Genomic DNA, 14122 nt, shown 5'->3' with positions numbered 1-14122 from the left:
TTAGCTAGCAAGGAATTTAGGAATGCAGGAGCAACCGTTAATAAGCCATATTGTGGAGTTAATTGGTAGGTTAAGGAAGGCATTATACACCATATTAATATCATTCATACTTGTTTTCGCATTCAAATACAGTATCACTAGGATTGATCCACCCGGCATACTGGTTATTGTGCCGATACCCTCAATAGATGATTCATTCTCAGTATCAGTAATAAACTTCTTCATTCACGCAACCGTACCTAAGGGTGTTGAGATAATAACAATATCCCCTTTTGACCCACTGTTGGCGGCGGCTCAAATATCGCTTTTCCTCGCAGTAATAATAGCCTTACCAATAGTACTGTGGGAAGTCTGGGCATTCATCTCACCTGGCCTTTATGAGCATGAGAGGCGTATGCTCAAGGCGTCAGTACTACCGGCAATGGTACTCTTCGCATTAGGCTCATTATTCGCGTACGCCATTATAATACCTGTAATATTCAAGTTCTTCCTATTCTACGCTAAAGCCCTTAATGTTGAGCCAACGATAAGCCTAAGATCATTCGTGCAGACTATACTAGCCCTAATGCTCTCAATGGGTTTAGCATTCCAGACACCGTTAATAATGACTATATTAACAAGGTTCAGGATTGTTAAGGCATCAACCTGGAGACAGTACTGGCGTTGGGGAGTACTAGCAAGCTTCCTATTCGCACTAATAATATCCCCAGGAACAACTGGTGGGATAATTGAGACAACAATTGGGTTAACCATGTCGGCATTATACATAGTGGGCGTGTTGGCTTCAATGATAGTGGAGAAGAGGTAGTCTCTTAATGGTAAATAAGCTTAATAACTACCCCTAGACCGTCAACTAAGTGATGAAACCTTAACCGAATGAGGTCCGGTGATTAAGAACCCATGCTTACTGATCCCTACGTGAATTGGGGGAACATTATCGGTATACCCTACTTAATTAATGAATTCCTTAAATTTAACCTAAGATTTAATAATCTTAATGCCTTCACTAAGGTATGGCTAAGCTACTGTTGATAAGTGACCTACATAAGACGATTGAGCCTGGGGAATATGAGGCGGTTAACTGGTTAATTGGAGTTATTGATGATGTTAAGCCTGATATATTAATATCAGCGGGTGATTGGGGTGAGTACTTAACTCAAGATGACTTATACGCAATTATTAGTAGAGTACCCTTAATCACAGTCTATGGGAATCATGAGAACTTCGGCTTAATTAAGCATTACGCCATTGGTGATGGTGCAATCCGCAGGGTACATGGCTTAACCCTCAGTGGTATTAATGGGTTAATAAGTCAAAGCGATGGTGAGTACACCATTGGGTTTAATAGGTTCATGAGGGTAATTAATAGGATTAAGAGGAAGGTTAATTCCCTTGACTTACTTATAATGCATCAACCACTCTACTTACCTGACCAATACCCATGGATGAGGAATGATGAATACAGTACAGTGGCACTAGATGCGGTTAAGCTTCTTAAACCAAGGCTACTGCTTAATGGTCATATGACAGGTGAATGCTATAATTACGGTAAGTACGAGTGGGGTAATTACCTTAGGGTTGATTCATCACAAAGGTACAGGTGCTACGCCATACTCAGCACCGATGATATGAGTATTAAGGTACTTAAAGATGGTGCTGAGGAATACGTGTTTAAGATTTAATGAGCCTCACCACTGCTTGAATTTAAGTATCATTAACCTCTACTAAAGGCAGCATGAAGGTACTAATAAGGATTATGAGAACATGAATAATGAAGGATCAATTATTTTAAGTATCCTAAGGAAAAGCATAAAAACCATTTAGGCTAACTAAAACGCAACAGGCCCCGGTAGCTCAGCCTGGGAGAGCACCCGGCTGAAGACCGGGGGGTCCCGGGTTCAAGTCCCGGCCGGGGCACCAGGTATCAAGTCCTTTTACTGTTAAGGATACTTGTCTTATCTAAAAGCTGGAAACATACATTCCTCTAGTATTAGTAGGCATACTTTCTTTCCCTTGAGTTTCTTCAATGCCTCTACGTTTCCTACGTATATGTAGGCGTAGTCGTTTCCTTTAACCCTCCTACTCGTCGTGGGGTTGTTTTTGAAGAGGTTGGAGGATACTAAGCATAATGAACGCAAGCATAAACATTCTAAGGAAAGGGGACTGGAAGCCAACCCAACAGCCTACAGAACCCCACCCTTCAGGACGGGATAGCTCACTTAAGCCTTAACAGCATAAACCACAAGCCTACCTAAGCTTGATGCAATAACATAGTAATATTCACCAAGCCTAAAAACCTCAGCACTAGCTGGGGTATTAACTGGCACACTAAAGAGTAGCCTCATGCTCAAATCATACACGCTAACACCACTTGGCGTTAGCACTATGATTAGTGAGCCATTTGGGTAGGCAGTGAGTATCATGCGGGCTCCTAGGTAGTAGGCTTTACCATCGTAATACAGGGTATTGGCAATCATGTAGTAGTCACATCCGAAAGCCTGGTAACCATTATAATCCCTAAACCCAGGGTATACTACAATGGTTGAGTTTAGGAGCTGGATAATGAATGAGCCATTAGGGCACTCCTGAATAGTGTTAGCATAAGGCATGCTAACATTAGTGACTATGCTGCTCCAATCCTTGAGTATGAGTAGCCTAGTCTCATTAAAGGCGAGGAGTCTAGGCATCCATAATGCCCCCTCGAGGCTAGTGGCTGGGTTAAAGGCATAAGCCACATAATAACCCACCACTGGCGTAAGCACCCTCATGGTTTTGAAATCCCAATAGACTATTGCGAAACTACCGCCAATATTCTCAATGAAGAGGAGTCCATTATTATAATAGTCTGGTGCACCAACACCACTACTAACTGGCACGGGAGCATTAGTAATATTCAAGCCAATAATCCTAACACCAATTAATTGGGATAATGGGGCAGTGTAGTAGATGTAGAGGCTATTATTCATAATGAAGCCGGTGTATTCACCAGTATTAGCCGTAGTATTCAGCAAGAGTAATGGACTAGCCGTACTTGGGCTTGTTGTGGTGCTTGTGGTTAATGTGGTGGTTGTTGATGGTGTGATTGTGACTGTATTGGTGACGGTCACTGTGACTGTTGTACTACTTACTTGAGTGGCCACACTAGTTGTGGTTAGTGTTTCAGTATAATTGCGCATAATTATTGTCGTGGTAGTTATAGTTGATGTGCGTGTTATGGTCGAGTGCGCTATTGAAGTGTACGTTACATATGATGTTGAGGTTATGGTAAAGAATACTGGGCTTATACTTACATGAGAAACGTAGGGTAAGACACCACCCATCGATAAACCCAGTAAAACAGCTAGAACGATACTAATCACAATTAATATCTTATTAAGAAATCCTGCATTCATATATGAACCTGATCTATAATTAAATATAAGGTTAACGGTTATGAGCCTCAATCAGCGTCACCATCTCCTTCTCCACCATTGAGGAATGTTTTCCTTGGGTGGTTCATTGGTTTATGGTTTACTACCTTCATCCTAACTGCTTACTGCTGGTAAGCGTTACCCCTGCTCTGTTCGTCCAGTAATAAACCATGGAGACCCTAATCCGCGGTTCCTGAAGCACTAAAGCAAAACAGAAAATTTAAAAACCAACCCCAATCATTAGAAGAAGTAAGGCTTATCGTTCAGTTCATCAATTATAATTAGGTCCTCATTGTCCTGAATCCGCATCTTAGGTATTTCTTTTTAATGTGATTGAACTTTATTAATATAAAATATATCTTATAATTTTGATTATAATATAACGTTATGAATTATATTTAACTAAAAATCGTATTTTATTTTATAATTAACCTGGTATGTTGAAACAAGTTTCAGTAGGTGTCCTAGGCAAGGTTATGAGTAGGTAAAGGTTTATTTCATTATTGAATACAGCAATGTATTTAAACCACCAGGTATTATACTTAATTTATGTCAATTAGGGCGCAGGTAATATCCTCTGTTAATGAGAAGGGTATTGATGAAATGGGTCCTAACGACCTTGTAGTTAAGTATCACTCAGTGGATGTTAGGACTAGGTCAAGGCTAATAGTTTATTCAAACCAGAGGGCAGTAGTTAGGGTTCAGGGCCAAGTGACTGGTGTCTTTGATCCGGGAGCTCATGATCTACAGACTCCAGCTAACCCAGTTTCCCAATTCTTCGCAAGGCTCCAGTACTCAGGTAATCTGCCATGGGAGGTGGAGGTACTTTTCATTAGCACTGCGCGTCATGAGGCTAGGAGCGAGGGTTCAACTCAGACTAAGGAGCTTGTACCAATGAAGTATCAAGTGGCCTACTACTTCACGATATCTGACCCCGTTAAGTTCATTAACAGTATTCAATTCAGTGAACTTAAGTACACTGTTAATGATTTTGCCATATTCCTATCACCAATAGTGGATCAGTCAGTATCACAGGTGCTTAACATGATTTCCCTTAATGAAGTTTACGCGAACCTACATAAGATAACCGATGCGGTAACAGCATCACTTAGGACTGTGATGGAAGAGATGGGTGTTAACCTGCTTACCTGCAGGATAGTTAGACTTGAGCCTGAGGATGAAACCATGAGGAGGATAATACAGTTCACCGCAATTGGCCTAGACCCAGTTACCGCAATTAGGGCTAGGTTAGCTGAAATAATGGCTCAACGCTCAGACCCAGCAGCCACAAACATGATGCTTGGCGTACCATATTACCCAATAAACTTAGTAATAGGGGGAACCGGGGTAATACCAACCACCCAATTCACACCACCCATGGCTAAACCAGAGAGGAAGAGGGAAGAGGGCTCCAGTCAGGAGAGTTAAGGCTTAAGTGAATTAACTTAACCATGAGTACTAGAGATGTGAGGTATGGTGCTGTAAGTGGAGTGGGGTTCTCCTTCCTAGTTTCGGTACTAACACTAGCCCTGGAGGCATTAGCCAACATATTCTACCCCACTCCACTGGCTCTAAGCCCATTTTGGTCACTTTACAAGGGTTACTGGGTTAGTCTCCTATTAACACTGGCATTATATGTAATATTAATTATTTTCACTAGACCTTATAAGTCAGAGTACATGATGGGTTACTCGAATATATTTAAGTCCACTCAAAGGATAGTCATATTCACCATAGTATCCTTAGCCTTCCTATCAATACTGTTCGATGCTTATGTAGGACCATTAAGGACTAAGATAGGCGTATTCATAGTTGTTAACTTAATCTCCGGTATCATAGGAGGCTACGTTGGTGTTAGGCTTAGTTAGTTAACGTGCATTAAAGATAAAAGGCTTAAATTTCAGTAGCAACAGTAGTGAACCATGAGTAATAGGCAGGATAATGAATCACCCACCCCGGTATCTGAATCACCCTTAACCCCATTGGAGAGGCTTCAATTAATGGTTCCTGGATTTAGGGGGTATAAGGTTAAGGACTTAATTAGGCAGGACGACTTCCTAGTGAGAAAGGCAATAACCCAGATGCTTGAGGAGGCTAGGGGCCTTATTGAGGCTAATGAGGCTCTAGTAGCTCAATCAAACCCATTTGACCCCATAATTCAGCAGTATGAGAACTTACTGAGTGAGATAAGGAAGTTAATAAGTGAAGTCTATAATGCCCCACTTGGTGATGCTGGTATGCACGATAGGTTTAAGGTTTACCCAGAGGACTTAGAGAGACTTGTGGAGTATGATTATAGGTTAATTACTAAGGCTAGGGAAATACTTGACTTAGCTAAGTCTAATCAACCTCCACTAAGTATACTTAATGCTGTTAAGGAGGCTAGGGTTTACGCCAATGAGAGACAGAAAGTGTTAATGCCCTCCAAGTTAAGGGAGTAAGCATACTTCTCAGTGTATCCCTTATCACGTCTCTGTATGGTCCTATTTCAGCCATTTTACCGGCGTACATTACCAGTATCTTATCACTGAAGTACTTGGCTGTGGAAATATCGTGAGTAATGTAGGCAAAGGCAATCCCATCCCTCACCTGAATACTCTTAATATGTAATATTAAAGCAATTGGAAAATCCTTAAAGAAAATTAAATACTAATTAATTAATAAATAAATTAAAATCACTATTTTTCAATTGTTTATAGTTTTCAGAAAAATTTATTAATAATTCATTTTTAACCCATTTAATGAATTACTTAGAATATACATTTAAGAGAGGCATATCTACTATGGTGATTATAATAGTAATCTTAGTAATAGTGACAACTGTAGTAGGTACAGTTTACATAGTGACTCAAGCTAGGGTTTCATTAATTCCACGGAATTTCCCCTTATTACTTACGCCCTCTCAAGCTCATCAGGTTTTAGGAGGGTCATGGAATGTTCAGACAGCCATGTATGGGTATCTGAGTAAAAACAGTAATGGGTACTACGTAGTACCTTATAATGGTAACCCATTTAAGACCGGGTCCCTATACTTCTTCCCGCTTCCTAATAAAATGAATATTAATCCACTAAAGGCTTATGAAACCACCCTACGTGGAACATTAAATGGAGTTACTGTAGTTATCGTTTCATACTTCGCGGTAACTTCATATTTCAATCTAACCCTTCCCCCTAAAAGCCCTATAATGGGTAACATAAGGGGATACAATTACATGGTTGAATCCCCTTCTGGTAATGGTGAACAATACACTGCAGTCATGGCCACAAATAGCCACGATATACTTATAATTATTATAAATGGAGCAACCTTAAGTAAAACAGAAATCCAGCAATTAATCAGCATTGAGCTAACTAATGCGCAATCCTTCTCATCATAGTGATGTAATTTCTCTAGTAATACCAGGTAAAAACGTTCTTCGAGACGTAAAATTTAAAAGATTCAGTATCAGTTAAATCTGATACTAAATATGGAAAACATAATAGTGAAGACAATGGAGGTGCGGAAAAGTTTCAGCAACATACCAGTTAATGGTGATATCAATATTGAGTTTCATAAGGGTAAAGTAGTCTCAATTCTAGGCCCTAATGAGGCGAGCAGTACAACACTGCTTAGGCGAATTTACAGTGAATTAAAGCCTGATGAGGATGCATTTAGTAGGGGGAGGTTATGATTAACTTATTACGTAATTTATTTAACAGATATTGTAGTATCCTGGGCATTAAGGATGTTGTTTTGCTTGTTTACTCTAATGTCTTCAATAATACTGTGTATGATGTTACTCAGTTTGTTTCATTCATCCTTGGTTTTGATACAATGAGGATTTTTGGTGTTGCCCTCGTCTATGTGTTCTACGCATCATCAACAATAATGAGGTTTTTCAGTGGTGCGGTGATTGATGTTCTTGGTCATGAGAAGAAGGTATTGGCCATAAGTGATGCCTTAATGTCTGTATCTTACGTTATTGCATTCCTCATAATAGTCATGATGGGGATAAACAGCCTAAGCCTAATCCTGATGCTCATTACTATCATGCTTGGCATGAGTATATACTCGGCAATGGGTGTTATAAGAAGCGCATTAATTAAGGACTTGCTTTATAATGATAATGAGAAGATAACACTATACACATCACTCAATAATACACTAAGATCGTTAATATCAATAACCGCAATAGTCATCTCAGGCTACTTACTATACCTAAACATTGATACTGCTAAGTACCTAATCTTGACCTCAGCCCTACTCTCCATGGTGGCATTAATACCATTAACACTCATGAGGCATCATGGAAGGGTTACGGATAGACCGAGCACCCAAGTCCTCAGACAAGGCTTCGTTAAGTTCAGTGAATTAGTTAAAAACAACATTAGCTTTAGGGTATTGATACTAATAATGGTGATTACTTACCTATTGATAATATCGTTGGACGTCTTGAATTACAGTATACTATCAATCTACTACAACATTGCGCTACTCGCTGGTATTGATAGAGTGTTTGGTACCATTGGTGTGGTCATTGGGTCAATGCTTGCACCTAGGTTCAGAGTTAATAAGTTAGGTACTATTATTGTCCTCATGGTAATTGCCCTCATTGTAGGATTGGGTTTCTGCATTGTTCCAATGACCATTAGAATTATGATTATTGCAGTGCCAACTCTCTTCATACTCAATTTCATATATAATATACCAATAAACGCATTCTTCACCGCGATGGGAAGTATGCTCATATATGTAACTCCACGTAGGGAGTTTGGAATCGTCTACTCATCAATGTGGACTATATTAACGGTATCGCAAATCCTAAGCTCCATTATTTGGGCATTCATAGGTACTGTAGTTGGTGCACCAGAGGCATTATTAATTGCAATGTTAACGGGTATAGTGATATTTCTCATAATTAAATACAGTCTAGGGAAAGTGAGCTACCCAGCCTTTTAGTGTTCTGTTTTGTTGCTTCACCTTGTCCTTGGTTTACCTAGGGAGTATTGGGTGAGGAAGCTTATTTCGGTTCTTGGTATGGGGTTGAGGATTCTGGGTATGTCACAAGTTCAACATACTTCACGTTGATTAATCTCTCATGATTCTCAAATAGTTGATCTAGGTGGTAGTATTGGTCTACCTGGCATTATACTGTTACTCTTCCTCCTAGCGCTGTAAACGGTTTTACAATGATATTATTAATGTGTATGCTTATTTGCAATACCTCATTAACGTATTTTCTGAAATTCCCACTGAATGTGAAGCTTAAGTTAGAGAATGTTAGGGATGTTGAAGCCTGTTAAAGCCAAGCATTAAGATGGTGAATATCCTGGAGGATCTTGAGAGATTTAAATGAAGTAGGGAGATTGAGGAGGTCCACATGGTACTGAATGGAATTGAAACATTGAGTAAGCTTAAAGGCAGTAAAGTTACACTGCCCAAGGAGATTCCATTAACTGAGGGTTAAGGCTCTTGTGATTAATGTGGAGCTACAGGACACTTAGAATAATAGGTTACATTAATACGCCTTAATATGCAGTAACGGTTTCTTTTAAGGTAAAGATTAAGGATTAGGCTAACTGGTTACGGTTACATAAGTCTGGGACTTAATTCCATAAGCCTCATACTGTCCATCAGTATCATAGGCCCTAACAATGTATATGCCTGGACTGAATGCTACAGGCGCGTATAACTTAACAATAGCGGATTGCCCCAATGGAACCACTAGGGCGAATCCATCGGAGTGAACTAGGTGTCCTGGTAAATTATACTTATTCACTATATCACTCTGCGGTATGCGGCCTAGGTATGCGGCATTCCACTGGTAAGCCACTGTACCATTGGGGTACAGGACCTGTACAAGCACTATAAATCCACCGTAGGTGTCTGGCCCGGCAACCCTAGTTATGTGGAGCACCAGTGTGCCATTTTCAAATAGTTGAGTCCCCGCTAGGGAGTATGCTGGCTTCTTAGAGTAGTTGGTTAGGTGGGTGAATCCGAGGAAGTTTATTTGGTAAAGCGCCATCGTTATGGCCGTGGCTATTATGAATCCAAGGACCGCGTATACGGAGGTCCTGTCCATAGCCATCACCATAGGGGTACGTTAATCTTCCAAATTCTTAAACCAGCGGGATACCTCCTGGCGAGGTACTGGTCAATGGATAGCCACCTACTACCAGTGAACATGAACATGAAGGCCGCTGCACCCTCAACAGTGGCTATCTGCCACTCATCAACACACGTTGGGCCGAGCCAACCGCCAGCAGCCCCAATGCTCCAGGCCAGTAGAGCTATAACGAGACCAGATAGCCTAGTCATGAAGCCTAGCATCATTAATAGGCCAAATATGCCCTCAATAGCTGTGAACGCCAGTAGGAAGATGTAGAGTAAGTGTGGATGCATTAGAATCCACTCAAGGGTACTCACTATGGGCTGCCATGCATGTGGCAGGAAGGTTATCAACTTACCACCAACGTAGGCGCTTGAGTGCGGATTCAACTTGGCTGGCACATTAACTGTTCTCCTTAGGAAGGCCGAGAAGTACATCCAACCCAACGTAACCCTCAAGATGGGTAGATATTTATCCGCTAGAGACACTCCACTCACCTCAAGCGCCTTAGCCTGCTCCATAATTTACCAGCCTTCTACTGTTTAAAAAGGCGGTTTGCGTCAAATTTAATAAATTCATAGCGATGAAATATGATTCATTCGACTTTTATAATGGGTACTTTTATAAAAAGAGAAAATAATTCACTGAACCTTAACTTCATCCCTGAGTTCATCAATCAATGACCTTATGTATGGGATCCTCCTCCTAACCTGCTCAATATTAATCCTCACCTCATGGAAACCATTCACGTGTAGGAAATATGCCGCATCCCATGCCCTCTCAACTACATCACCTAGCTTAGATACCGCATTGTCTAATAATGCCACTGTCCACCTCCCTTTACTTAAGGCCTCCCTAGCCTCCTCCAGGTTCTTGGCCATGGCCAGTGCCTTAATAGCCTCCTCAACAGCCTTATACAACTTCTCACTGGCCTGAACAACATCACCCTTATTAGCGAATTCTACACCTTCATTAAAAGCCATAGTAGCCAATTCTGCATGGGCCTTAACGGCTTCAGGGGGGTCAATGCTTGAGTTAATTAGTAGGGTGTCGATTAGGTAGCCAACATCTAGGCCCCTCCTCCTGAGGGCCTCTACTAATGATGGTGGAATAGCCACGTTAAAAAACAATGGCGCATATATTTAAGGGTTTTCGTAAAGGCGCTGCATTTAAAATGTGTTAAATCTTTAAAAGGATAATGCATCCATAAACCTATATGCCTAATTGCCTTGAACTGCTTGAACTTGCCAGGAGTGGTGATGCTGAGGGTATTGTTAAGCTCTTGAGGGAGGGGTGCGACCCTAATGTTAGGGATAGTGGCGGTAAGACCCCACTCCACATGGCGGCTGGTGGTGGCCGCATTAACACTACGTTGCGCTGCTTAACTATGGCGCCGATCCAAACGCTAGAGATAGCGACGGTAGAACCCCACTACATTTAGCAATGAGGGATGGTGACGTTAACATGGTTAAACTTCTCATTAGCAGCGGGGCTTATTTAAGCATTAGGGATATGGATGGTAGAATCCCGTTGGATTACGCTAAGGAGGCTAACCACCCTGAGGTCATTAAACTGCTTAAATCAACCCCCACGAGGGTTAATACAACGCATATGGACTTAACCTAATCATGTAGAGTGTAGGAACTAATATAATGTTACCTCACTTACTTAATATCTGCAGTGCCTTATTTACCGTATCTTCAATGATTTTAATGTACGTGGTTAAATCCTTCACCTCCAATTTCCCCTCGTGAAACCCCCACACACGTACGGCATATGCCGATGCCCAGCCTGCCGCCACCCATTCACCAAGCATTGTAGATAATGTGTTGCTCGCCCTCTGTAGCAGATAAGCGAACCATCCGCCATCCTTAACTGCCTGCTGGTATTCAGGTAAATTATATTTTTCAGCCAGTGCCTTAACAGTCTCCTCAATGGCCTTATAAGCCTTCTCGGATGCTTGAACAGCATCACCCCTATTCAAATACTCCCTAGCCTCGTTCAGAAACCTAACAGCTAACTCAACCCTCAACTTAACGCCGCCAGATGGATCCACCCTCTCAATCGCGTTAATGATGATGTCAACTATGTCCAAACCCCTCTTCTCAACCTCCCTAAGCAACTCTTCAGGTATCTCCACAATTAACTTGGCACACAACCCCTTTAATTAAGCAATGCAGTGATTTAAGAATTTTATAAAGTTAAAAACAATAGGCGGAGAACAATGTATTTTAAGGGGTTAGTGGATGCTATCTGAGGGTTGTGGAGCCTCCCTTCGTTAACAGGGTTGTGGAGCTTTATTGGCTGAGGGATTGGGCTTCTGGCTTTAGGTACGTGCCCCTCTACATCTATGGCCCTGAGGGTTGTGGCAAGACTAGGCTGCTTAAGGAATTCGTGAGGAGGTTCAGGGAGTACTTTGGGGATGATGGGGTTGCCCTCTACATAGACGCCACCGAGGGCATTGACCTAGATAAGGCATTACTTACCTCGCCAGGGGTTGAGTTAGTCATGGACGTGGTTAGGGGGTTGGTGAGTGGCTTTATTAATGAGGGCGTTGGTAGGGCGTTAACCAGGGTGGCCACGTTAATAATCGAGAAGGCCCTGAGGACAAGGCTCAACGGTAAGTACGTTCTCCTGGCCGTGGATGATGTTGTTAAATCAATGGGCATCAATAACGTTGAGTGGTACATTAAGTGGCTTTACGAATTCATGCAGAAGTTCATGAGTGAGTACGGGCCCAGGGCCGTGAACGTAATAGCCACTACATCTGAGGGCGAGAGCCTTAAGTTACTATTTAGGCATAATTACCTAGTTACTAGATTAATATGGAACCTCAATAGGGAATCCTTTAGGGATCTATACCTACCCCTCAAACCACCAAGTTGGCTTGACTTTGACGAGGTCTGGACATTACTTGGCGGTAACCCGAGAGCCCTTTGGGAGTTGGCTATGGCGTTTAATTGGGACTTGACGGCGTATAGAAACTCGGTAGTGGAGAGGCTGGCACCCATCGTTGATGAGGTTAAGGGTAGGGGATTGGTGAAGGAGTTAATCGAGGTGGTTAATGACCCAGACGCAATACATAGGGATTCAAACGCCAGGTTAATAGAACTCGGCGATCTATTGATAAGGAACAACCTGATAATCTACAAGTGGGTCTCGACGATAGGGAATGCGAGCATACCCAAAGACCCAGAGCTCGGCATTGGGGAGTACTACGCATGGCAACTACCCATCTACCGAGCAATAATCAAGCAATTACTGAGGTAGTTTTCCACGCCCTGAACATGAAGAGTCATTAAGACACGTATCCCTGCACTCCCTTATTCACGCCTTAACTCACGGCAGCGCGCATTACAGGTCAACCTCACAATGACTTAGTATGATTTGAACCCTCCTTACCCGACCAGGCCTAGCCTTGTCAACGCCCTATATTTGCAGTACTAGTGTTGGTATCGATAGTTTAATAAGCCTACCCTATAGGTAAGTTACTGGTATTATGCTTTTTGATCTTGAACCTAAAAGTAAGAGGGAGGACTTATACGATTTCGAGACTGAGTTGAGGAGATTAATTAGCGGCATCGTTAATGAGAAGATAATTGTCGTTAGGGGCCTCAGGAGGACTGGCAAGACCTCACTAATGAGGGTTGCGCTTAATGAGGCTGGTTACCCATTTATCTACCTCGACCTTAGGTTTAGTAGCAGGCCTAGGCAGTCAGACATCGCTGAGTTGATTAGGCGTGGGCTTGAGGGCTTCCTGAGCAGGAATAGGTCACTCATTGATAGGGTTAAGGATGCCTTATTAAGAATTAGGTGGATTAAGGTTGAGGTATCGCCAATACGCGTGGAGTTTGGGCTTGGTGGCCATCGTAGGTTGAGCGTCGGCGATTTATTAGATGCGATTAATGATCTTGGTGCTGGGTTGGGTAAAGCTGTGGTCATAGCCATTGACGAGGCGCAGGAATTGAGTAAGGTCACCTGGATTAACTTTAACATGATACTCGCGTATTCTTACGACAATCTGAGGTACGTAAAATTCCTACTCTCGGGCTCCGAGGTTGGCGTGTTAGATAGATTCCTTAGGGTTAAGGATCCTGAGGCGCCATTGTTTGGTAGGTACATCCACTTCGTAAGCACCAGGAGGCTCAGTCCCGATGAGTCGCTGGACTTCCTTAGGAGGGGTTTCGAGCAGTACGGTGTTAGGCCAAGCGATGACCTCCTGGTGCGTGTCGTGAATGAGCTTGATGGCGTCATTGGTTGGCTCACTTACGTTGGTCATCAATACGCGGTTGAGGGTAGGCAATCGCTTGATGAGGTCCTCGAGACAGCGACCGAGATGGCGCTTACTGAACTTAGGAACTTCCTAGCCAATAGGAGCCCTAGGTATAGGGTGCTGCTTAGGGAGTTATTTATGAGGAGGAGTTGGAGTGATCTTAAAGCCGCTATTGAGAGGGCGGAGGGTAGGTCAATTAATGATAAATCACTATATGTACTGTTGAGGGAGTTGATTGACCACGGCATCGTGGAGAAGATAAATGATGAGTACGTGGTTGCTGACCCAATAATTAGAAGAACCACCTTAAAGCTATAGCTCCTTCACTCATACCTCAGGGTTTGCGCCGG

18 protein-coding genes, 1 tRNA gene and 1 pseudogene are annotated in these 14122 nt (G+C 42.3%); 14 read left to right on the top strand and 6 right to left on the bottom strand.

Annotation, left to right across the window (positions count from 1 at the left end):
• The first annotated feature begins 22 nt into the window (after positions 1-22).
• The 3 genes from tatC (at position 23) to Q0C29_RS00565 (ending at position 1920) form a co-directional block, all read left to right on the top strand.
• Positions 23-808 (top strand): twin-arginine translocase subunit TatC, encoded by a 786-nt coding sequence (tatC, locus tag Q0C29_RS00575; RefSeq protein WP_291998715.1) that lies wholly within the window; start codon positions 23-25, stop codon positions 806-808.
• Positions 809-1013: 205 nt separating this feature from the next.
• Complete coding sequence (locus tag Q0C29_RS00570) at positions 1014-1682, top strand: metallophosphoesterase (RefSeq protein ID WP_291998714.1); 669 nt, start codon at positions 1014-1016, stop codon at positions 1680-1682.
• A gap of 161 nt (positions 1683-1843) precedes the next feature.
• Positions 1844-1920: transfer RNA gene (locus Q0C29_RS00565), tRNA-Phe, on the top strand.
• Between the two features lie 299 nt (positions 1921-2219).
• Here the strand turns inward: Q0C29_RS00565 and Q0C29_RS00560 are convergent.
• On the bottom strand, positions 2220-3359 hold the full coding sequence (locus Q0C29_RS00560; protein ID WP_291998713.1) for a hypothetical protein: 1140 nt from the start codon (positions 3357-3359) through the stop codon (positions 2220-2222).
• A 600-nt stretch (positions 3360-3959) separates the two neighbouring features.
• Here Q0C29_RS00560 and Q0C29_RS00555 point away from each other — a divergent pair.
• The 3 genes from Q0C29_RS00555 to Q0C29_RS00545 are packed head-to-tail and all read left to right on the top strand — an operon-like array spanning position 3960 to position 5851.
• A complete protein-coding gene (locus Q0C29_RS00555) occupies positions 3960-4838 on the top strand; it encodes an SPFH domain-containing protein (RefSeq protein ID WP_291998712.1) in 879 nt (292 codons plus the stop codon).
• A gap of 23 nt (positions 4839-4861) precedes the next feature.
• Positions 4862-5278, top strand: coding sequence for a hypothetical protein (locus Q0C29_RS00550; RefSeq protein WP_291998711.1), 417 nt, complete (start codon positions 4862-4864; stop codon positions 5276-5278).
• 54 nt (positions 5279-5332) lie between these two features.
• On the top strand, positions 5333-5851 hold the full coding sequence (locus tag Q0C29_RS00545; RefSeq protein WP_291998710.1) for a hypothetical protein: 519 nt from the start codon (positions 5333-5335) through the stop codon (positions 5849-5851).
• Here the strand turns inward: Q0C29_RS00545 and Q0C29_RS00540 are convergent.
• Entirely contained in the window at positions 5793-5999 is a 207-nt protein-coding gene (locus Q0C29_RS00540) for a hypothetical protein (RefSeq protein WP_367173585.1), read from the bottom strand. The two genes, Q0C29_RS00545 and Q0C29_RS00540, sit on opposite strands and share 59 nt — an antisense overlap.
• A 152-nt stretch (positions 6000-6151) precedes the next feature.
• Between Q0C29_RS00540 and Q0C29_RS00535 the strand changes: the two genes are divergently transcribed.
• The 3 genes from Q0C29_RS00535 to Q0C29_RS00525 all read left to right on the top strand — a co-directional run bounded on the left by Q0C29_RS00535 (position 6152) and on the right by Q0C29_RS00525 (position 8349).
• Positions 6152-6787, top strand: a complete 636-nt coding sequence (locus Q0C29_RS00535; protein WP_291998709.1) for a hypothetical protein — start codon at positions 6152-6154, stop codon at positions 6785-6787.
• Between the two features lie 114 nt (positions 6788-6901).
• Positions 6902-7081, top strand: a complete 180-nt coding sequence (locus tag Q0C29_RS00530) for a hypothetical protein (RefSeq protein WP_291998708.1) — start codon at positions 6902-6904, stop codon at positions 7079-7081.
• Entirely contained in the window at positions 7078-8349 is a 1272-nt protein-coding gene (locus Q0C29_RS00525) for an MFS transporter (RefSeq protein ID WP_291998707.1), read from the top strand. Before Q0C29_RS00530 ends, Q0C29_RS00525 begins: the two co-directional genes overlap by 4 nt.
• A gap of 616 nt (positions 8350-8965) precedes the next feature.
• Here the strand turns inward: Q0C29_RS00525 and Q0C29_RS00520 are convergent.
• From Q0C29_RS00520 to Q0C29_RS00510, 3 genes are all read right to left on the bottom strand, one after another.
• On the bottom strand, positions 8966-9472 hold the full coding sequence (locus Q0C29_RS00520; RefSeq protein ID WP_291998706.1) for a TQO small subunit DoxA domain-containing protein: 507 nt from the start codon (positions 9470-9472) through the stop codon (positions 8966-8968).
• Positions 9473-9477: 5 nt separating this feature from the next.
• Entirely contained in the window at positions 9478-10020 is a 543-nt protein-coding gene (locus Q0C29_RS00515) for a TQO small subunit DoxD (RefSeq protein WP_291998705.1), read from the bottom strand.
• A 120-nt stretch (positions 10021-10140) separates the two neighbouring features.
• Positions 10141-10617, bottom strand: a complete 477-nt coding sequence (locus Q0C29_RS00510; RefSeq protein ID WP_291998704.1) for a PaREP1 family protein — start codon at positions 10615-10617, stop codon at positions 10141-10143.
• A gap of 98 nt (positions 10618-10715) precedes the next feature.
• Between Q0C29_RS00510 and Q0C29_RS00505 the strand changes: the two genes are divergently transcribed.
• The 3 genes and pseudogenes from Q0C29_RS00505 (at position 10716) to Q0C29_RS00500 (ending at position 11125) form a co-directional block, all read left to right on the top strand.
• A complete protein-coding gene (locus Q0C29_RS00505; protein ID WP_291998703.1) occupies positions 10716-10940 on the top strand; it encodes an ankyrin repeat domain-containing protein in 225 nt (74 codons plus the stop codon).
• Positions 10925-10981, top strand: a pseudogene (locus tag Q0C29_RS10785) (hypothetical protein); the annotation flags it as partial. The gene Q0C29_RS00505 and the pseudogene Q0C29_RS10785, both read left to right, overlap by 16 nt.
• A complete protein-coding gene (locus tag Q0C29_RS00500) occupies positions 10964-11125 on the top strand; it encodes a hypothetical protein (RefSeq protein WP_367173584.1) in 162 nt (53 codons plus the stop codon). The pseudogene Q0C29_RS10785 and the gene Q0C29_RS00500, both read left to right, overlap by 18 nt.
• A 34-nt stretch (positions 11126-11159) precedes the next feature.
• Here the strand turns inward: Q0C29_RS00500 and Q0C29_RS00495 are convergent, their stop codons facing one another.
• The gene (locus tag Q0C29_RS00495; protein WP_367173589.1) at positions 11160-11633 is read right to left on the bottom strand and encodes a PaREP1 family protein; all 474 of its coding nucleotides are present in this window, start codon (positions 11631-11633) and stop codon (positions 11160-11162) included.
• 128 nt (positions 11634-11761) lie between these two features.
• On the opposite strand from Q0C29_RS00495, the gene Q0C29_RS00490 reads away from it, so the two are divergent.
• Positions 11762-12769, top strand: a complete 1008-nt coding sequence (locus Q0C29_RS00490; RefSeq protein ID WP_291998701.1) for an ATP-binding protein — start codon at positions 11762-11764, stop codon at positions 12767-12769.
• Positions 12770-12998: 229 nt separating this feature from the next.
• Entirely contained in the window at positions 12999-14090 is a 1092-nt protein-coding gene (locus Q0C29_RS00485) for an ATP-binding protein (protein WP_291998700.1), read from the top strand.
• Positions 14091-14122 lie beyond the last annotated feature (32 nt).

This window comes from Caldivirga sp., assembly GCF_023256255.1.
Taxonomy (GTDB): domain Archaea; phylum Thermoproteota; class Thermoprotei; order Thermoproteales; family Thermocladiaceae; genus Caldivirga.
The sequence above is the reverse complement of the archived record's forward strand: the minus strand, read 5'-3'. Positions and strand labels throughout refer to the sequence as shown.